The sequence below is a fragment of the Deltaproteobacteria bacterium genome, from assembly GCA_003696105.1.
Classification (GTDB): Bacteria; Myxococcota_A; Polyangia; order Haliangiales; family J016; genus J016.
This window is the reverse complement of the sequence record RFGE01000334.1, coordinates 11,926-30,722: the sequence shown is the minus strand read 5'-3', so window position 1 is coordinate 30,722 and position 18,797 is coordinate 11,926. Positions and strand designations below refer to the sequence as shown.

The following is an 18,797-nucleotide window of genomic DNA, read 5'->3' as shown; positions in this document are numbered from 1 at the left end:
ACGCCGGGGCGCGGGCGGCCGGGCGTGGCGAGCCGCCCGGCGACGCGGCGGTCGCGTCCGGCCGGCAGGTCGGGCTCGTCGCATCCGGCCGAGCCGGCGACGGCGGCCGGCGCCGCCCGGAGGCCGGCCGAGCCGACGACGGCGGCGCACCCGATTCGGAGCGCGCTTCGCGCGCGCGGGACGCGCCGCGCCGCGGCGCAACCGCGCACGACCGGGCGCAGCGGCGACAGCCGGCCGGCGGTCGCGCCGGCGGCGCCCGCCGGACCGGCCGGCCGAGCGAGCGGTCGCGTCGCGCCGCGGCGCCCGCGGCGCCCGCGCCGGATGGCTACTTGACGGTGGCGGCGCAGCCGTACGCCACCGTGTTCGTCGACGGCCGCAAACTCGGGGTGACCCCGCTGGTGCGCGTGCCGCTCGCGCCGGGCGTCCACCAACTCAAGGCGGTGTCGTCGGCCGACGCCACGGTCCGCACCTTCCGCGTCCAGATACGCTCGGGGGACACGACCCGGCGGAAGGTCGAGTGGTGAGGTGGTCGCACGCGGCGTGCGCTGCGGTGTGGCTCGCGGCCGCGGCGGCCCATGCGAACCCGCACGTCGCGCGCGCGCGGGCGGCGCTCGACGACCTGCGGTTCGAAGAGGCGTACGCCGAACTCGCGGCCGCGCTCGCCGCCGGCGACAACGGCCCGGCGGAGACAGGGGAGCTGTACCGGCTGCGCGGCGAGGTCGCGGCGGCGCTGGGCCGCACCGACGAGGCCGTCGATGCGTTCGCGGTGTGGCTCGCGGTTCGGCCGGACGCGCGGCTGCCCCCGGGCACGTCGCCCAAGATCTCCGAGCCGTTCGAGCGTGCGCGCCGGCGCGCCGCCGCGCGCGGACCGCTGGCGTTTCGCTGCTTCCGGCTCGCGAGCGCGCCGCCCGCGTTCGAGGTCGTCGTCCGGCGCAACCCGGGGTCGATCGCCGCGGCCGCTCGCGCGGACGCCGGAGCGGACCGGGCGGTGTCGCGCCTGGTGGGCGGGCGCGCGCGGCTGGCCCTGCCGCCAGCGGCGCGCCCGTCAGTCGTCGGCGTCGCCGACGCGCACGGCAACCTGCTGGCCGCCGTGTCGGCGTTCGACTGCGCCGATCGGACCGGCGGCGCGGCGGCCGCCGTCGATCGCGCGCCGGCGTCACCGCGCGCGCGGCGGTCGGTGTGGTCGCACTGGGGGGTGTGGGGCGGCGCGGCGGTCGCTTGCGCGGCGACCGGCGCATACTTCGGCGTGCGCGCGCGCGCCGACGTGGCCGAACTGCGCGACGTGTACGCCGCCAGCGACCAGCACGAGGCCGCGGATGCGCTCGCGCTCGAGGATCGCGCGCGCCGCCACGCGCTGCTCGCCAATGTCGGCTTCGGCGCCGCCGGCGCCGCGGCGCTCGTCGCGGTTGTCCTCTGGGTGCGGGACGACGCGCCGCGACACGCCGAGCGCGCCGCGGTCGCGCCGGTCGTCGGCGCCGGCCGCGCCGGGATCGCGGTTGCCATCCCGTTCTGACCGCCGCGTGCGCTATGCTCGGTACGTGGCTGCGCGGGCTTGCGGCGCCGTGGCGATCGGAGCGCTGGCGTTGCCCGCGTGCGTGCTGCGGGCCGACGTCGGCGACGCGCAGCGCGTGGATGCCGCCGCGACGGCGGACGCGCGCGCGCCGGTCGATGCATCGCCGTCAGACGGCGGTCCACCCGCGCGCGACCCTCGGATCGGCGACCGGCTCGCCTACGGGTTCGACGTGGCGTGGATGGGCGACGTCCCCGATCGGTCCGGCAACGGGTTCGACATCCACCTGCTCGGCGCGTGGACGCTGGCCGCCGACGGACCTCGCGCCAGCGCGCTGGTCCTCTCCGGCGGCTCCGGCTGGCTCCCGAAGGATCCGGCGATCGGCATCGCGCCGCCGCTCACCGTCGAGGCGTGGGTGCGGCGGGACGCGGACGACGCGGCCGATCCGCTGTTCGGGGACAAGGACGACGCGGCGTCGCCGCGGGCGACGTTCCACGTCGAGCTCGCGGCGGGCGGCGCGATTCGCGTGGTGACGAACGATGCATGTACAACGGATGTCGACGTCACCAGTGCGACGGCCGTCGTCGGCGCGGGCGCGTGGCACCACGTCGCGGTTGCGTGGGACGGCGCCGAAGCGCGGTTCTTCGTCGACGGCGTGCAGACCGACGCGCGGCCGCTGGTCGCGAGCCCCTGCGCGGTGGCCGGCCCGGCCTGGCGCATCGGCAGCGACGCGGACGGCGCGCCGACTCTGCACGGCGCCATCGACGACGTCCAGGTGTCGAGCTACGCGAAGACCGCGGCAGACGTGGCCGCCGCGATGGCGTTCGACCTCGGTGCGACCGGAGGTCGTTGCGGTGACGGAGTGGTCGAGCGACTCGAACTGTGCGACGCGCCGGCTGCCTGCTGTCGCGCCGACTGCACGTTCGCCGCCGACGGCGCGGCGTGCGGCGCCGGCGCGACGTGTGCCGTCGGAGCCTGCGTCGGACAGGCGCCCCCGGCCGGCGGTGCGATCGCGGTGTGGGAGTTCGACGACGGCGCGGGCGCGGTCGTGGCCGACCGCTCGGGCATCGCGCCGGCGATTGACCTCGTCATCGCCGACCCGGCCAACGTGACCTGGGGACCCGGGACGCTGACCGTGGACGCGGCAACCGTCATCGCCAGCGCCGAGCCGGCGACCAAGATCGTCACGGCAGCCCAGCTGACCGGGGAGCTGACGATCGAGGCGTGGATCACCCCGGCCAACGCGACGCAGGCGGGTCCGGCGCGGATCGCGACGCTGTCGGCCGACCCGGGGCACCGCAACGTCACGCTCGGCCAGCAGCAGCGACAGTTCGTCGGACGCCTGCGGACCGACCTCACCACCGCCAACGGCACGCCGGCGACGCATTCGCCGGTCGGCGATGCCGCGGCTCGTCGGCCGGCGTACGTCGTGCTCGTACGCCGGGCCGACGGGCGACGCGAGCTGTACGTCGACGGCCGCCTGCGGCGGGCGCACCGGGTTGGCGGCTCCCTGGCGGCGTGGGATGCCGGATACCGGTTCGCGATCGCCAACGAACTCACCGGCGATCGGCCGTGGCTCGGCACGTTCGATCGCGTCGCCGTCTACAACCGGGCGATGTCGGCGGCCGAAGTCGGTGCGCGGTACGCGGCCGGGCCGCCGTGACGCGGCGCGCAGCGCGACGCCGGTGTGCGCCGCGGCGTGTCCGGCCGTCGCGCCGGCCGGCGGCGGGCATCACTCCTTGATGCCGTGCTTTTGCTTCATCTGGTCCATGACGCGCTTGTACTCGATCTCCCAGGCGTTCGTGCCTTCCTCGAGGTTCTTGATGCGCTCGCGGACCTCCTGGTCGAGTTCCTCGTCCAGGGCCATGTGTCGCCGGAGGATCTCCTTGATCTTGCGCCGCAGCGTGGCGTCGTCTGCGTAGATCTCGTCGATGTGGGCCGACTGCATGAAGGTTTCGATGAGCTGCGTCGCGATCCAGCTGAGGCCTTCTTCGCCCAGCCCGAAGTCGCGTTGTTCGGCCAGCGCGCGCTTGGTGCGGCCGAACGCGCTGTACGGCAGCCCGCGGATCTCCATGATGTCCTTGGCCCGCTCGGTGAGTTCCCGGTCTACTCGCAGATACTCCTTGAGTACGGCTTGCACGTCGAGCTCGGCCTCGCTGGCATCGGACACTTCGATGTCGCCGGCCCCGACGAGTTGACGGATGACGTCGGCGGCGATGAGGTCGATCTTCTGCGCGTAGAGCTTCACTCGGGCGGGACTCTAGGCGCGGTCGCGCGCGGCTGTCAAGGCGCGCTATCCTCCGACGCCGTGGTGCTGGTGCGCAAGCTCGTGGTCGCCGGGCTCGTCGGGCGCGGCGACGGCGCGATCCTCCTCACGCGGCGGCGCGCCGATCAGGCGCTCGCCGGGTACTGGGAACTGCCCGGAGGCAAGGTGGAACCGGGCGAGCCGCCCGCTGCCGCGCTCGCGCGCGAGCTGCGCGAGGAGTTGGCGGTGGATGCGGTCGTCGGCCGCGTATGGGATGTGGTGCACCACGTCTACGACGGCTATGAGGTCGTCCTGCTCGTCTACGCCGCGGCCCTGCGCGACGGCGCGCGGCCGCGCGCCGTGGAGGTGGCGGAATGGCGGTGGGTGCCTCCGGCCGAACTGGCCGACTACCGGGTGCTGCCCGCCGACGAGCCGCTGGTCGATCGCCTGCGTCGCGAGGGCGTGCCGCCGCTGCCGGTGATTTGACCCGCCGGCGGCCAACCGCCTATCATTGCGCGAAGATGGAGGGGCGCACCAAGGTCACCAAGGACATCCTCACGGAGGAGGGGCGGTTCATCCTCGCCAACGTCCTGGCCGAGGGGCGCTTCAGCCGGCAGAACCGGCTCGAGGACATCCGGCGCATCTGCGAGAACGCGGTCACGCTTCCGTTCGGCGAGTACGTCGGATTTCTGGAGTCGGCCGGTTACTTGCGGCACGACGTCGAGACCTCGCAGCTCGAGGTGACCGCCGAGGGGGCGCGCGTCGCCAACGGCGACAACCTGGCCGAGTTCGCCGAGCGCGCCGTGCTGTATTTCAAGAATCGCCGCCGCGCCCGCGGCAAGGAGGAACTCGTGGCCAAGACCTCCGGCGGCCGGCCCAGCGCGACGGTGGGCGGGGAGATTCGCACGCACGGCGAGATCGTCGATGCCCGCTACGAGAAGCTCGCGAAGATCGGCAGCGGGGGCATCGGGACGGTCTACCGCGCTCGCCAGGTGCCGCTCAACCGAGAGGTCGCGCTCAAGGAGATCCGCGACCTGTTTAGCTACTTCAGCGACGAACAGCGCGGAGAGATCGTCCGGCGATTCACCGATGTCGTCCAGGCCGGGGCGAGTTTGGCGCATCCGAACATCCTGCCGATGCACGACGTCAACCTCGACCGCGACTATCCCTACGTCGTGACCGAGTTGGCGCCGAACGGCTCGGCGCGCCGGCTGATCACCGATGCGGAAGAGGTTCCGATCGCGCTGGTGCTCAAGTACTTGCTCCAGACGGCGCACGCGCTGCAGGCAGCCCACGCGCAGCGCGTGTTTCACCGCGGCCTCAAGCCCGAGAACTTGCTCATCGACGGGTATGGCAACGTCAAGGTGTCGGACTTCGGCTTCGCGCGCATCGTCGAGCGCGACTCCGCCGTGATCCGGCAGGTGTACGTCGGTATCGGCTCGGTCGCGTACATGGCGCCCGAGCTGTTCACCGACCCGGTCGGCGCCGGACCCCAGGCCGACATCTACGCGCTCGGCATCATTTTCTACGAGCTGCTCACCCGGCGCTTGCCCGGCCGGCGGTCGCCGATGCCCTCGCAGATCAATCCGAACTTGCCCGCGCAGATCGACGACATCTTCGACAAGATGACGCGCGACTCGCGCAGCGAGCGCTACGCGACCGTCGACGACATTCTCGAGGATTTCGAAAAGATCAAGGATCTGCAGAACGTCCTCGACAAGCAGACGCAGGTCATGGCGGCGGAAAACCCCCTCGCGCAGATCAAGTTCCGCGAACCGGAATCGCCGAGCGAGGAGCCGCTGGCCGGCGACGACGCCGACGGGGCCGACAAGGCCGATGCCGACAAGGCCGCTCGCCGGGTGACGGCGTCGAGCCGCCGGCCGTACTCGTTCCAGCAGCGCAAGAAGAAGTCGTAGCCGGCGCGAGTGGCTGGCTCCGGCGTCACAGCGTGGCGAGCAGTTGGTCGACCTCGCGGCACTGGGACATGCCGAGTCGCGCGAAGATGTCGCGCGCTTCGCGCAGCAGCGCGGCGCCCGCCGCGATCTCGCCTCGCTCGATCTTGTAGCGCCCGAGCCGGTCGAGGCCCTTGGCCAACTCCGCCTCGTTGCCGATGTCTCGCAGCAGGTCGACGCCGCGCCGGTAGTAGCTCTCGGCGCCGGTGACCTCGCCGTCGCGCGGTTGCTCGTCGGTGCGGTCGGCGTCGAACAGGTTGCCGGCGACGACGTCGCCGAGCGTGATCAGGCATCGTCCCTCCTGCTCGCGCAGGCCGGCCGCGCGCGCGATGTCGAGGGCGCGCTGCGCGTGGTCGCGCGCGCCGGCGCCGCCGGTCGCATGCTCGAGCTGCGCGAGGTTGCGCAGGACTTCGCTGGTGAGCCGGCGCTCGTCGATCTCTTCGCAGATGGCGAGCGCGTCCTCGAGCCGCCGCCGCGACTCCTCGTGGCGGCCTTCGACCCGGGCCAACTCGCCCAGGTTTGCCAGCGCGAGCGCCTGCAGCGGGAGGGCGCCGATGTCTTCGGCCTCCTGCAGCGCCTCCTGCCAACCCCGCCGCGCGGCGTCCAGGTCTCCCAGCTCGTAGGCGAGCACGGCGAGGTTGTTGAGGGACGCGACCACGCCGGCGCGGTCACCGATCTTGCGGCGAAGTTCGAGCGCCTCGGTGTGGCAGTTGCGCGCTTCGACGAACCGCCCGCGCATTTGCTGAATGTTGCCCAGGGTCGACAGCGACCGGGCGATGGACCGCTCGTCGCCGCGGCGACCGCGCGCGGCAAGGCCGCGCGTGACCTTTTCGTAGGCTTCGTCGTAGCGGCCGAGCAAGTACAACACGTGACCGATGTCGTCGAGCGAACCGGCCATCCCGCGGCTGTCGTGCGCCTGCTCGAACAGATCTTGGCCGCGGGTGAGGTACTCGAGCGCGAGCTGCAAGTCGCCTTTGCGCCGCCACACTCGGCCCATCTTGTTGAACGCGACCGCGGCCTTGGCCCGCGACGCGACGACCCACGACAGGCGCAGCATGCGCTCGAAGGCGCCGAGCGCCGCTTCGAAATCGCCCTTGAGTTCGTAGACCGAGCCGAGGTCGTGCCACAGATGAATTCGCGCCGCCACGTCCGCCTCGCCGATGCATGCCAGCGCGCGCGCGTACAGCCGGATGGCCTTGTCGTTGTAGAACGACCGCCGCGCGGCGTCGGCGGCGCGGCGATAGCGAGCCGCGGCGCCGGCCGCGTCGCCGGACAGCTCCAGGTGATGGGCGATGTCTTCCTGCGCGAGCGCACCGCGGCCTTCCGGCCGCAGCTCGAGCCACTGCGCGACGAGCCGGTGGTAGCGGCGGCGCGTCGCTTCGTCGATGGCGTTGTACGCTGCCGACCACAGCTGCGGATAGGCGAACCGGTACTCGCGTTCGCCCGGCACGCTCGAGTCGGTGATGTCGACGATCCACTCGCGCTCGACGAGCTTGGCCAGCGTTTGCGCGACGGAGACGCGCGTGTGATCGCCGGCCTGGGCGATCTCGGCGAGGGTGGGGCCGTCGGGGTCCTCGGGTTTGAGCGCGGCGATGCGCACGAGCGCGACGACCGCGTCGAGCCAGAACGTCTCGCCGACCGCCGCGGCTTTCTCGATCAGATCGCGCTCGGCCGGTCCCATCACTTGCAGCCGTGCGGCCACGATCGCGTCGTGATCGGCCGGTATGCGGGCGGACGTGAGCCGATCGCGGTCGACGGTCCAGGTCGCCGCCCCGGTCCGCACGATCACCTCCGACTCGAGCAGCAGCCGGACCAGCTCGAACAGGGCGCGCGGCGTGGCGCGCAGCCGTCGCGCGTGGTGGATGAGCGCGTCCGGTACCTGGTCGAGCGGGCGGCACAGCTCGCGCATCAGCGCCTCCGCCTCGTCCTCGTCCAGCGGCCCCAAGTCGAGGCGGGTGACCGTCACGTCGCCCTCGCCAAAGGACGGATGGCGCTCGAACAGCAGCTGCCGGCCGGTACCGATCAACACGATCGGGCTGTTGGCCAGTCCGGCCGCCAAGTAGTGCAGCAGGTTGATCGTCTCCGGGCCGCACAGCTCGAGGTTCTCGAAACACAGCACGAGCGGTGCGCGGTCGGCATCCGCGGCCAGCAGTCGGCGAACCGCGATGAACGTGCGCGCCTCGAGCTGCTGCGGCGACTCCACCAGCGGCGCGATCACCGGGCTGCCGGGGAACGGCACCCGCATCAGGTGCGCCACCAGATGCGCCACCTCGGTAACCCGCTGGGCGGGCAGCACGTCGGCGACGCCCTCGATGATCTTTTCCTGTTGCGTCTGCACCGAGTCGGCGGCGCCGATACCGAAGCGCGCCGCCAACAACCGCGCGAACGCGGCGTACGCGACGCCGCGCCCGTCGCCGGCGCCGGTGAGCACGCACGCGGTCGGGTCGATCGACCGGAACGCCCGCGCGGCTTCCTTGAGCAGCCGGCTCTTGCCGGAGCCGGGTTCGCCGACGATCACCGCGAAGCCCGCTTCGCGGTCGGTACGCGCGCGGGTGAACAGTTGGGTGAGCCGGTCGAGCACCGCGGTGCGGCCGGTGAATCGCGGCCGCAACTCGTACGGCATCGCGGTGATCGCGGTCGCCTCGTCGGGGGTTTCCGGAAACAGCTCGTCCGCATCGACCGGCGGCGGCACCCGTTCCGTGCGGCACGCGCCGCACAGTTGGCCCTCGGCGCCGACCGGCGCCCCGCAGCCGTAACAGGACGGTTCCAACGGTGCGGAGCACCGCTTGCACAGCGTGGCGCCCGGCCGATTTGGTTCCTCACATGCGCGACAGTGCATTCCCGACCCCGAAATCCTACCTGCGGCGCGGCACGCTAGTCGCACGGCGCGAGCTTGTCAATCGTCTGGCCGGCCAGGTGCCCGGCGGGCCGGACGGCGGCGGGGCCGCGCTCCGCGCGCGGGCGCCTGCGCTTCCGCGTTCGAGCCCCACCGGGCGCTGCACGGCCGGCGCCGGACCTGGTAGGGTGGGGGCGTGCCCGTCGCAGTGTGCTCGGCCGCCCTGCCGTTCGACGTCGCCGCGGCGCTCCGCGGCGTCGCGGAGGTGCGCGCTCCGGCCGCCGGCCGGATGTCCCGCGCCGAGTTGCTCGCGGCCGTGCGCGACGCCGACGCGCTGATTTCGCTGCTGGTCGACCGGGTCGACGAGGAGCTGCTGGCTGCCGCGCCGCGCCTGCGCGTGGTCGCGAACTGCGCCGTCGGCTACGACAACGTGGACGTCGCGGCCGCTACGGCGCGCGGCGTGGCCGTCACCCATACGCCGGACGTGCTCACCGACGCTACGGCCGACTTCACCTGGGCTCTGCTCCTGGCGGTGGCGCGCCGCGTGGTCGAGGGGGACGCGCTGGTCCGGTCCGGCACGTGGGCCGGCTGGGAGCCGGGGCAACTGCTCGGCGCACCGATCGCCGGGCGGACGCTCGGGATCGTCGGCTTCGGCCGCATCGGCCGCGCGGTGGCGCGGCGCGCCCGCGGGTTCGACATGGCGATCCTGTACGCGTCGCCGCGGCCCGCCGGCGCGGACGCGGCCGCGCTCGCCGCGCGCCGCGTGTCGCTCGACGAGCTGCTGGCGGAGGCCGACGTCGTATCGCTGCACTGTCCGCTCACCGACGCGACCCGCCACCTCATCGACCGCCGCGCGCTCGCCGCGATGAAGTCGACCGCGCTGTTGGTCAACACGGCGCGGGGCGCGTGCGTCGACGAGGCGGCGCTCGTCGACGCGCTCGAAGCCGGCGACATCGCCGGCGCGGCGCTCGACGTGTTCGAGCGCGAGCCGGACGTCCACCCCGGGCTGGTCGCGTCGCCGAAGGTGGTGTTGGCGCCGCACGCCGGCTCGGCGACCACCGCGGCGCGCGCCGAGATGGCGCGGCTGTGCGCCGGCGCCGTCCGCGACGTGCTGTCCGGGCGGCGGCCGGCGCACCTGCTCAACCCGGAGGCGCTGCGGTGACGGCGCCGATCCGCGTGCTGGTCGCGGCGAGCGATGCGGCGCCGCCCGAGGCGGTCGAACCGGTGTGCCGCGCGATGGACGCCGCCGGCATCGAGCTGTCGCTGGTCGACGTCGGGCGCGCGGGGACGCGCGTCGCTCGCCGCCGCATCCTGCGGGCGCTGCTGGCGGACCCGCCGGAGGTCGCGTTCGCGTTCGATCCGGCGTCCGCGCGCGCGCTGTGCGACGCGCGCGATCAGGGCCGGGCGTTCGCGCCGGTCGTCGGTGTGATGCCGGAGCTGGCTCCGCGCGAGGCGTGGGGCGACACGGCGTGCGACCGCTATCTGACGATGGACGACAGCGCGGCGGTCGCCCTCGCGGATCTCGGTATCGACGGCGCCCGCGCGCTCGCGATCGGGCCGATCGGCTCCCGGCGGTTCGCCGAGGCCAGCGGCGCGCCCCGCGCCGACGTGCGCAAGCGGTTCAAGCTCGCGACGCCGCGGGTGCTGGTCGCCGAGGTCGGCGGGTTCGGCTACGACGCGACGCATCAGATCGCGCTGCAGCTCGCGCTGCTCGGCCGCGACGTGACGACCCTGTTCGATGCCGGCTCCGACACCGACGCGGCCAGCGCGCTGCGTCGCCACGTGCCGACGCTGGGGATGCGCGCGAAGCTGTTCGGCATCACCGACGACGCACCGCTGCTGTGGCGCGCCGCCGACGTCGTGATCGCCCGGCCGTCGCTGCGCTCGCTCGCTCACGCCCTGCTGGTCGGCGCGCGGTTCGTGTCGCTGTCGCCCGAAGGGGACGACCAGGTGCGGCTCGCCGACGCGGTCGAGGAGCGCGGGCTGGGAGCGACCGCGACGACGCCGCTGCTGTTGGCGTCGGCGATCGAGCGCGCCGTCCGTTCCACCGGCAACATTCGCGCATACGAGGGGCGCAGCGGCGCCGCGATCGCGGCCGACGTCGCGCGCGTGCTCGCGTACGAGCGCGAGGCGGTGCTCGACGAATCGCGCGAGGCCGCCGAGGCCGCAGCGCGAGCGGCCCGCGAGGCGGCGGCCGCGGCCGGGTTTGCCGCCGCCGCTCGCGAGGCGGCCGCGGCGCGCGAGACCGCGGCCGCGGGCGGCCTGGAGGACCTCACCGGCGATCTGGCGACGGCGGACGAGCCGGCCGGCGCGGATCTCGGCGACATCGCGCGCAGGCGTGCCGAACTGGACACGCGGATCGACCGCGCCCGGCGGCGGGTGTGGGAGGCGCGCGAGCGGGCCGAGCAGTGGGCCGACAAGCACCGGCGCGCGGAGGCGCGCGGCCAGGTGTCCGAGGCGCGCGCGGCCGCCAAGCGCGCCGACGCGGAGCGCGCCCAGATGCACGAGGCGCTGCGGGATCTCGAACGGCTCGAGCGCGAGGCGCGGGCGCTCGAGGAGGCCGCCGTACGCGCGGCACACACCGCGAGCGCGGCGGCCGGGCCACACCCGCCGCGTGCGGCCGGCCCGTCGGTCGAGGACCTGCTGGCGCAGATGAAGCGCCAGCGCAGGCGATCGGTGGAGGACGAACTCGAAGCGCTCAAGCGCAAGATGCGAGAGGGCAAGTCGTGATGCGCTGGCTCGCTCTCGCGATCGCCGTCGCGCTCGGCGCCGGCGGGTGTGGCGGCACCGAGCCGCCGGGGCCGGCCAAGCCGCGGGTGACCGCGTCCAAGCGGGCCAAGGCGCGCCGGTCCGCGCGCAAGCGCGGTGGCAAAGTCAAGGCGCACGCCCGGCACGAGCACCCCCATCCGCATCCGCACCCGCCCGGCGGCCACCACCACCACCCGCACCCGCACCCGCACCTGGCCGGTCCCAACGGTCACCACCATCCCTACTGATGGCCGCCAGCGGCCTGGTGTAGGCTGACGGGATGAGCGACGCGACGACCGTGGCCAAGCCGTGGGGGCACGAACTCATCTGGGCGCACACGGACCGCTACGTCGGCAAGATTCTTCACATCCGGGCCGGCGAGGCGCTGTCGCTGCAGTATCACGAGCGCAAGGACGAGACGATCATGGTGCTGTCCGGCCGCCTGCGCTTCGAGTACTTCGCCGACGGCGACGCGCCGCAAACGGTCGACCTCGGGCCGCGGCGCCCGTTTCGCATTCCGCCCGGGTTGCGCCACCGCATGGTCGCGCTCGAGGACAGCGACGTGGTCGAGGTGTCGACGCCCGAACTCGACGACGTCGTCCGGCTCGAGGACCGCTACGGTCGCGCGGGCACCCGCGAGCCGTGAGCGCCGCCCGCGCGCGTCGGGCGGTCAGCGCGCCGGCGCCGCTGCGGCGCGCGCGCGCGCCTGCGGTCGCCACTGGTCGTAGCGGCTGCAGTGGCGCACGCAGCCGAGGGTGCACTGCGCGTTGCAGTCCTTGGGCGTGTGAAACTGTTCGCGCAGGTGCTCGCGGGTGTAGTCGGCGAGCGGAACGCCCCAGCCGTCGCGCGTCTGCGAGCACCACCTGACGGTGCCGAACTCGTCGACGTACAGGTAGCGGCTGCCGGCGCGGCACTTGAACGGCGCGGTGCCGCGGTCCAGCAGGCGTTGGCGGTAGTCGCCGCCGTTGAAGAACCGGCGCCCGAGCCGGCGCTTGATCTCGGCGATCAGCTCCCAGCCGCCCTCGAGGCACAGCTGGCCGTCGTCGTCGTGGATGAAGCTCACGCGCGGCACGAAGCCGAGCTCGCGCGCGAGGTCGATCACCGCGAGGACCTCGTCCGGCGGCGCGCTGCCGACGACCGAGTTGAGCACGACGCGAAACTTGGCTTCCCGCGCGACGGCCTCGAGCTTGTTGCGCAGCGGCTTGAGCACCTTGATCGTGACGTCGTTGGGCTCGACGCCGTCGATGCTGATCTGCATCTCCTGCAGCCCGGCGTCGTTGAGCGCGCGCACCCGGTCGGCGCTCAGCAGGTAGGCGTTGCTGATCATCTGGGTGCGGAAGAACCGCTTGTCGCGCCGCGCGTAGCGGATCAGCTCGTAGATGTCCGGGTGCGTCATCGGCTCGCCGCCGGTGAACTCGATCGCGAACGTGCCCAGCTCGCGCAGCTTGTCGATCCGCCGCTTGAGTTCGGCCACCGGGATCGGCTGGGACACCTTGTCGTACTCGGAGCAGTAGCCGCAGTCCAGGTTGCAGTAGCGGGTGACGACGATCTGCGCGAGAAACGGCGCGTATAGGGCTCGGTCGAGCACGGTTCGTCTGCGTGTAGCACGCGGTCGCAAACCGGTAAAGCGCCGCGTGCGGCGCGTCACGCGCCGCGGGGCGACGGCAACCTGCGGCACCGGCCGTCGACGTTGCGCACGCGGCTCGCGGTCCGGGTACACTGCGCCGCCATGACCGCAGATGCTCCGGCGCTCGTTGTCGCGTCCGATGCCGCCGCCGTCCTGCGCTACGGCGGACGCGCGGCGGTCGACCGCGCGGTCGAGGCGCTGGTGCGCGCCGGCTTCCGGGTGGCGGGCGTCGTCGCGGCGCCCGCGGTGCGCGACCGGGTCGCGGCGGCGCTCGCCCACCGGCCCGGGCTCGGCGTGTGGGTGCCCGGCGAGCCGGCGCTGGCCGCCGCAGTCGCCGATGCCGGCGAGGTCGTGCTGGTCGATGCGTCGGTCCTGCTGGACCCGCGGTTGTTGGTCGAGGCGGCGTCGTGGCGCCGGCCGACGCAGTTGGTCGACCGCGGACAACCCGTCGGCGTGGCGCGCGTGCCGGCGGCGCGCCTGGACCCGGCCGCGCTGCCGGACGTCGCCGCCGCCGTCGCGCCGGACGACGCGCGCGTCGACATCGACGACCTGCCGCGCTACTCGCGCGCGCTGCGCCGCGAGCTGCGCCCCTACTGGCTGCGGGTCCGCACCTCTACCGACGTTCGGCGCGCGCGCCGGCTGCTGGCCGCCGCCGGCGGCAAGGGCCACATGGAGTGGTGGGTGCTGCTGGTCAACCGGCCGGTCGAGACGTGGCTGAGCTACCACGTGACCGAGTGGCGGGTGACGCCCAATCAGATCACGTTCGCGTCGAACGTGGCCGCGGTCGCGGCGGCAGTTGCATTTGCAACTGGCAGGCTGTGGCTCGGCCTCGCGGCCGCGCTCGCCAACTCGATCCTCGACGGGCTCGACGGCCGCCAGGCGCGGGTCCAGCTCAAGACCAGCAAGGTCGGCGAACTCGAGCACGTGTTCGACGCGCTGTCGGAGATCGCGTGGGTCGGCGCGCTCGCGTGGCACCTGTCCGGCGGACTGGCCGACGCCGCGATCGGGTGGGGCGCCCTGTTGTGGCTGGCCGCCTACGCGGCCGACAACGCCGCGTACACGTTCTTCCGCGTGCGGCGCGGCATGATGATCGACGAGGCGTCGCGCATCGACGCGGCGGTGCGGTTCGTCGGCGCGCGTCGCAACACCAACTTCGCCTACTTCGCCGCCGCGCTGGCGCTCGGCGCGCCGCGAGTCGGCTTCTGGATCATCGCGGTCGGGACCGCGGTGACGGCGGCGGTCCACTGGCTGCGCGTCGCCGTGCTGCTCGCGCGGCCGGCGCGCGCCGCCGCGGCGGTGGTCGACCGGTGAGCGGGCGGGTCGACCGGCTCGCCGCGCGCTACGCGGCGTGGGTGGACCGGCGCCGCGGGTGGGTGCTGGCCGCGGGCCTCGCGGTCGCGATCGCCGGCGGGGCGCTGGCCGCGCAGTTGCCGCTGCGGCCCGACCTGTCCAACCTGCTGCCGCCGAGCGCCAAGTCGGTGCGCGACCTCGAGGTGCTCAAGCGCCGCGCGCGCGCGTTCGGGTCGGTGTTCGTCGTGGTCGAGGCGGCCGATCCGGCGGTGCGCGAGCGGGCGACGCGGTGGTTGCAGCAGCATATCGAGGCGCTCGCCGACCTCGGAGTCGAGGCGGTCGTGTACGACGACGGGCCGGTCCGCCGCTACTTCTGGCAGCACCGGTTTTTGTTCGCGCCGCTCGAAGACCTCGTCGAGGCGCGCGACGCCCTCCGCGACGCGATCCGGCGCGCGAAGCTCGCCGCCAACCCGCTTTACATCTCGCTCGAGGACGAGGACGACGCCGCCGCCGACCGCGACCTCGACGACCGCGTCGCGGACCTGCGGCGGCGGCTCGACGAGGCCGAGGCCAAGGCGAACGCCCCGGCCGGGTTCGTGTCCGACGACGGCGCGCTGCAGCTTTTGATCGTGCGCACGGCGTTCGCGTCGTCCGACCTCGGCCCGGGCGCGCGGCTGGTCGCGCGGCTGTCGGCGCTGGTCGACCAGGTGCGCGCGGAGATGCCGGGGGTCGACGCCGGCGTCACCGGCAACATCGTCAAGAACCTCGACGAGCAGCGCGCGATCGTCCGCGGCATGACCCAGGCCGCGGTGATCACCGCCGTCCTCTGCGCGATCGCGCTGGTGCTGTACTACCGGTCGGTGCTGCCCGTGGCGACGTCGCTGTGGGCGCTCGCGATCGGCACGCTGGCGACGTTCGGGTTCGCGCGGCTGGCGATCGGCCACCTCAACCTCGTGACCGCGTTTTTGGCGGCGATCGTGGTCGGCAACGGCATCAACCCCGGGCTGATCCTGCTGGCGCGCTACTTCGAGGAGCTGCGCGCCGGCGCCCGCGGGGTCGCGGCGCTCGGCCGGTCCATCGCCGGCGCCGCGCACGGCACCCTCGCGGCGTCGCTGGCGGCCGCGGTCGCCTACGGCTCGCTCGTCATCACCGACTTCCGCGGCTTCCGCCACTTTGGCGTGATCGGCTTCGTCGGCATGGTCGCCTGCTGGCTGGCCACGTTCGCGGTGCTGCCGGCGGGGCTGGCCGTGCTGTGGCGCGCCGGTCGCGTGCGGGCGTCGCGCGCGCCGGCCGTCGGCGACGTGCTCGCCCGCGTGCTGCCGCGCGATCTCGACCGCGTCGCGCGCATCGGCGTCGCCGTCGCGGTCGTGGCGGCGGCGGCGACCGCGCACTACGTGCTGTCCGACCCGCTGCAGGAGGACTGGAGCAACCTGCGGCCGCGCGGCACCGAGACGGCCGAGTCGCTCGCGTGGAGCCGCAAGATCGACGAGCGGTTCACCACCAAATTTCAGCGCGGTCTCACCCAGCGGTTCGTCGTCGGGCTCGAGCGCCGCGAGGACGTGCCGGTGGCGGTGGCGGTGATGCGCGCGGCCGACGAGGGCGTGCCGGACGACCAGAAGCTGCTGCACGACGTGCGGTCGCTCGACGACCTGCTGCCGGATCGCCAGCAGGACAAGCTCGCCGTGCTCGCCGACATCCGCGCCCTGCTCACCGACGACGCCGTCGCCGCGCTCGATCCCGACGATCGCGAACTCGTCGACCGGCTGCGCCCGCCGGCGGATCTGCGCCCGCTCGGCGACGAGGACGTGCCCGAGGAGCTGGCGTGGCCGTTCATCGAGCGGGACGGCACGCGCGGCCGCCTGATCCTCGCGACGGCGAGCCTGCGGTTCAAGACGTGGAACGTGCGCCACCGCATGGAGTTTGCGCGCCGGTTTCGCCAACTGCCGCTGCCGGCGGGCGCGGTCGTCGGCGGCCAGTCGTTCATCTTTGCCGACATGGTCGCGGCGATGTACCGCGACGGCCCGCGAGCGACGGTCGTGGCGCTCCTCGGCGCGATCCTCGTGGTCGGCGTCGTCGTCGGCTTCGGCCGCTACGGCGCCGTCACCGTCGCGTGCGCCGCGATCGGCGTGCTCGGCATGATCGCGCTGGTGTCCGCCGTCGGGCTCGAGGTCAACGTCATCGACTTCATCGCGCTGCCGCTCACCATCGGCCTCGGCGTCGACTACTCGGTCAACATCGTCGCGCGGTTCCGCCAGCAGACCGGCAACGACCCGCGGCGCGCGCTGGCGACCACCGGCGGCGCGGTCCTGCTGTGCTCGTTTACGACCATCGTCGGCTACGGGTCGCTGTTGGTGTCCGCGTCCGGCGGCATCCGCTCGTTCGGCCTCGCCGCGATCCTGGGCGAGTTCGCGTGCGTGGCCGCGGCGCTCGCGCTGGCGCCCGCGCTGCTGTTGCGCACGCGGCCGCGCGACGGCGGGGGTTGATCTCGCCGGCGCCGGGCGATACACGGGCCGGACGGCTGCGACATGACCGACACTCCCACCGAAGGCTGGATCCTGGCCGGCGCGGTCGACGGGCGCCCGCCCGGCGTGTCGCCGCTGGCGCGCTGCGCGGGGCTGCCGCTGGTGCTGCGCCACGCGTGCGAGCTGGCGCGCGCCGGCTGCGCCCGCGCGATCGTGGTGTGGTACGGCGACGCGCCGCCGCCCGACCTCGCGCCGCTCGCCGCCGATCCGCGACTGGCCGGCTGCGCGCTGTCGCTCGTGCGCGACCCGGAGGCGCTGTCCGGCGGCGCCGGGGACGTGTTCGTCGCGCGCGCCGACCGCGTCGTCCACCGCGACACGTTCCAGGTGCTCGCGGCCGCGCCGGCGGCGCCGCTGCGCGCGATCGCCGGCGACGACTTCGACGGCGCGTTCGCCGCGTCGCGCCAGGTCGCGCGCGACCTGGCGGCGGCCGCTGCGCGGCCCGACGGCCTGCGCCGCGCGGTCGCGGCGCTGCGGGCGCAGGGGCGCGTCGTCGACGCGGAGCCGCCGTACCTGGGTTTCTGCGCGCCGGTCGTCGACCGCCGGTCGCTGCGCCGGGCCGAGTGGCAGCTCATCCGGTCGCTGCGCAAGGCCGCCGACGGGTTTGCCGCGCGCGCGATCAACCGCCACCTGTCGCTCCCGATCACGTGGATGCTCGCCCGCACGCCGGTGCGGCCGAACCACATCACGTTGCTGGCGTTCGCGGCGGCCCTGATGGGAGGGATCACGCTGGCGCGCGGGGGCTACTGGGCGGGGGTCGCCGGCATGTTGTGGGTCGAACTCGGCTCCATTCTCGACGGCGTCGACGGCGAGCTTGCCCGCGTCACCTGCCGGTTCTCGCGCGTCGGCCAGTGGATGGACACGGTCACGGACGACGCGGCCAACGTGTGTTATTGGACCGGCACCATGTTGAACTTGCAGGCGGCCGGCGTCGGTTGGGCGATGCCCGTGTGGAGCGTCGCGGTCGCGGCGTTCGCGATCACCCAGCTGTCGCAGTACTACCTGATCGCGACGGTGTACCGGTCGGGCGATCTGGCGGCGATCCCGTGGGCGTTTCAGAGCGCCGAGTTCCTGTCCGCGCGCCCGCGCGGGTTTTGGCCGCGGGTCAAGGCGGCCGTCCCCAAGCTGCTCAAGCGCGACTTCGCGGTGACGCTGTTTTGCGCGCTCGCCGCGGCGGGGCGGCTCGACGCCGTGCTGGCGATCTCGGCCGCCGGCGCCGTGTCGTTCCTGGTCGCGTTTTGCGTGCAGCTGGTGCGGGCCCGACCCGAGGTGGCGGGCGGCCGGAGGGCCGCGTGATCCGGCAGGCGGTCGTGCTGGCGGCCGGGTTCGGCAGCCGGATTCGCGGCGACGACGCCGACGCGCTGCCGAAACCGCTGCACGAGGTCGCCGGCCAGCCGCTGCTCGTGCGCACGATCGGGACGTTGGCGGCCGCCGGGATCGACCGCGTCTACGTGGTGCGCGGCTTCATGGGCGACGCGCTGGTCGCGGCGGTGGCGGCCAGTCCGGTGGTCGCGGGGCTCGACGTGACGGTTCGTTGGATCGACAACCCCGACTACCAGCTCGCCAACGGCGTGTCGGTGCTGTGCGCCGGCGGCGCGGTCGACGGGCCGTTCGTGTTGTCGATGGCCGACCACGTCTACGACGCGTCGGTGGCCCGGCTCGCCGCGGCGGCCGACATGGCGCGCGCGGACCTGTGGCTGTGCGTCGATCGCCGGGTGGACGACGTGTACGACATCGACGACGCGACCAAGGTCCGCACCGACGGCGACGCCATCGTCGACATCGGCAAGCAGCTGGCCGACTACGACGCCATCGACTGCGGCGTGTTCGCGGTGGGCGACGCGCTGCTCGCCTGTTTGCGCGAGGAGCTCGACGCGCGCGGCGACTGTTCGCTGTCCGACGGCGTGCGCCGGCTCGCGGCGCGCGGCCGCGCCCGCGTGGTCGACGTCGGCGACGCGTTCTGGCAGGACGTCGACACGCCGGACGCGCTCGCGCGGGCCGAGCGGATCCTGCGCGCGCGCGGGACCGCGTAGCCGGCGTTCGCCGCACGCGGGGATCGGCGGCGTGCGG

Annotated in this window: 15 protein-coding genes and 1 pseudogene; 13 read left to right on the top strand and 3 right to left on the bottom strand. The window is 74.0% G+C overall.

What is annotated here, in order from left to right; genetic code table 11:
* From D6689_20870 to D6689_20860, 3 genes are all read left to right on the top strand, one after another.
* A partial coding sequence (locus D6689_20870) for a PEGA domain-containing protein (GenBank protein RMH37708.1) occupies positions 1-524 on the top strand: 524 nt, incomplete at its 5' end.
* Positions 518-1,513, top strand: a complete 996-nt coding sequence (locus D6689_20865) for a hypothetical protein (protein ID RMH37707.1) — start codon at positions 518-520, stop codon at positions 1,511-1,513. The genes D6689_20870 and D6689_20865, both read left to right, overlap by 7 nt.
* Before the next feature lie 49 nt (positions 1,514-1,562).
* On the top strand, positions 1,563-3,173 hold the full coding sequence (locus D6689_20860; protein ID RMH37706.1) for a LamG domain-containing protein: 1,611 nt from the start codon (positions 1,563-1,565) through the stop codon (positions 3,171-3,173).
* 69 nt (positions 3,174-3,242) lie between these two features.
* Here the strand turns inward: D6689_20860 and D6689_20855 are convergent, their stop codons facing one another.
* Complete coding sequence (locus D6689_20855; protein ID RMH37705.1) at positions 3,243-3,758, bottom strand: DUF507 family protein; 516 nt, start codon at positions 3,756-3,758, stop codon at positions 3,243-3,245.
* Here D6689_20855 and D6689_20850 point away from each other — a divergent pair.
* Positions 3,645-4,241: a (deoxy)nucleoside triphosphate pyrophosphohydrolase gene (locus tag D6689_20850; protein ID RMH37704.1), complete on the top strand. Its 597-nt coding sequence runs from the start codon at positions 3,645-3,647 to the stop codon at positions 4,239-4,241. The genes D6689_20855 and D6689_20850 overlap by 114 nt on opposite strands.
* Positions 4,130-5,671 (top strand): serine/threonine protein kinase, encoded by a 1,542-nt coding sequence (locus tag D6689_20845; GenBank protein ID RMH37703.1) that lies wholly within the window; start codon positions 4,130-4,132, stop codon positions 5,669-5,671. The genes D6689_20850 and D6689_20845 overlap by 112 nt, the downstream gene beginning before the upstream one ends.
* Before the next feature lie 25 nt (positions 5,672-5,696).
* On the opposite strand, the gene D6689_20840 is transcribed toward D6689_20845, so the two are convergent.
* Complete coding sequence (locus D6689_20840; GenBank protein RMH37702.1) at positions 5,697-8,546, bottom strand: hypothetical protein; 2,850 nt, start codon at positions 8,544-8,546, stop codon at positions 5,697-5,699.
* Between the two features lie 286 nt (positions 8,547-8,832).
* Between D6689_20840 and D6689_20835 the strand changes: the two genes are divergently transcribed.
* From D6689_20835 to D6689_20820, 4 genes and pseudogenes are all read left to right on the top strand, one after another.
* Positions 8,833-9,705: a D-glycerate dehydrogenase gene (locus D6689_20835; protein ID RMH37710.1), complete on the top strand. Its 873-nt coding sequence runs from the start codon at positions 8,833-8,835 to the stop codon at positions 9,703-9,705.
* The gene (locus tag D6689_20830) at positions 9,702-11,273 is read left to right on the top strand and encodes a hypothetical protein (GenBank protein ID RMH37701.1); all 1,572 of its coding nucleotides are present in this window, start codon (positions 9,702-9,704) and stop codon (positions 11,271-11,273) included. Before D6689_20835 ends, D6689_20830 begins: the two co-directional genes overlap by 4 nt.
* 157 nt (positions 11,274-11,430) lie before the next feature.
* A pseudogene (locus D6689_20825) lies at positions 11,431-11,505 on the top strand (flagellar motor protein MotB).
* 66 nt (positions 11,506-11,571) lie between these two features.
* Positions 11,572-11,937, top strand: coding sequence for a cupin domain-containing protein (locus D6689_20820; protein RMH37700.1), 366 nt, complete (start codon positions 11,572-11,574; stop codon positions 11,935-11,937).
* Between the two features lie 24 nt (positions 11,938-11,961).
* Here the strand turns inward: D6689_20820 and D6689_20815 are convergent, their stop codons facing one another.
* Positions 11,962-13,362 (bottom strand): radical SAM protein, encoded by a 1,401-nt coding sequence (locus D6689_20815; GenBank protein ID RMH37699.1) that lies wholly within the window; start codon positions 13,360-13,362, stop codon positions 11,962-11,964.
* A 9-nt stretch (positions 13,363-13,371) separates the two neighbouring features.
* Here D6689_20815 and D6689_20810 point away from each other — a divergent pair, with 9 nt between their 5' ends.
* From D6689_20810 to D6689_20795, 4 genes are read left to right on the top strand one after another with little or no spacing between them, the layout of a single operon-like run.
* Positions 13,372-14,229 carry a hypothetical protein gene (locus D6689_20810; GenBank protein RMH37698.1) on the top strand — a complete coding sequence of 286 codons (858 nt, stop codon included), beginning with the start codon at positions 13,372-13,374 and terminating at the stop codon, positions 14,227-14,229.
* Positions 13,653-16,691, top strand: coding sequence for a hypothetical protein (locus D6689_20805; protein ID RMH37697.1), 3,039 nt, complete (start codon positions 13,653-13,655; stop codon positions 16,689-16,691). Before D6689_20810 ends, D6689_20805 begins: the two co-directional genes overlap by 577 nt.
* Positions 16,692-16,733: 42 nt before the next feature.
* Positions 16,734-18,023 (top strand): CDP-alcohol phosphatidyltransferase family protein, encoded by a 1,290-nt coding sequence (locus D6689_20800; GenBank protein RMH37696.1) that lies wholly within the window; start codon positions 16,734-16,736, stop codon positions 18,021-18,023.
* Entirely contained in the window at positions 18,020-18,760 is a 741-nt protein-coding gene (locus tag D6689_20795) for a nucleotidyltransferase (GenBank protein ID RMH37695.1), read from the top strand. Before D6689_20800 ends, D6689_20795 begins: the two co-directional genes overlap by 4 nt.
* Positions 18,761-18,797: the final 37 nt, after the last annotated feature.

Excerpts from the sequence above, each read along its gene's own strand:
- D6689_20845 (RMH37703.1), top strand. The coding sequence starts at position 4,130 with ATGGCGGTGGGTGCCTCCGGCCGAACTGGCCGACTACCGGGTGCTGCC.
- D6689_20840 (RMH37702.1), bottom strand. The coding sequence starts at position 8,546 with ATGCACTGTCGCGCATGTGAGGAACCAAATCGGCCGGGCGCCACGCTG.
- D6689_20835 (RMH37710.1), top strand. The coding sequence starts at position 8,833 with ATGTCCCGCGCCGAGTTGCTCGCGGCCGTGCGCGACGCCGACGCGCTG.
- D6689_20820 (RMH37700.1), top strand. The coding sequence starts at position 11,572 with ATGAGCGACGCGACGACCGTGGCCAAGCCGTGGGGGCACGAACTCATC.
- D6689_20800 (RMH37696.1), top strand. The coding sequence starts at position 16,734 with ATGACCGACACTCCCACCGAAGGCTGGATCCTGGCCGGCGCGGTCGAC.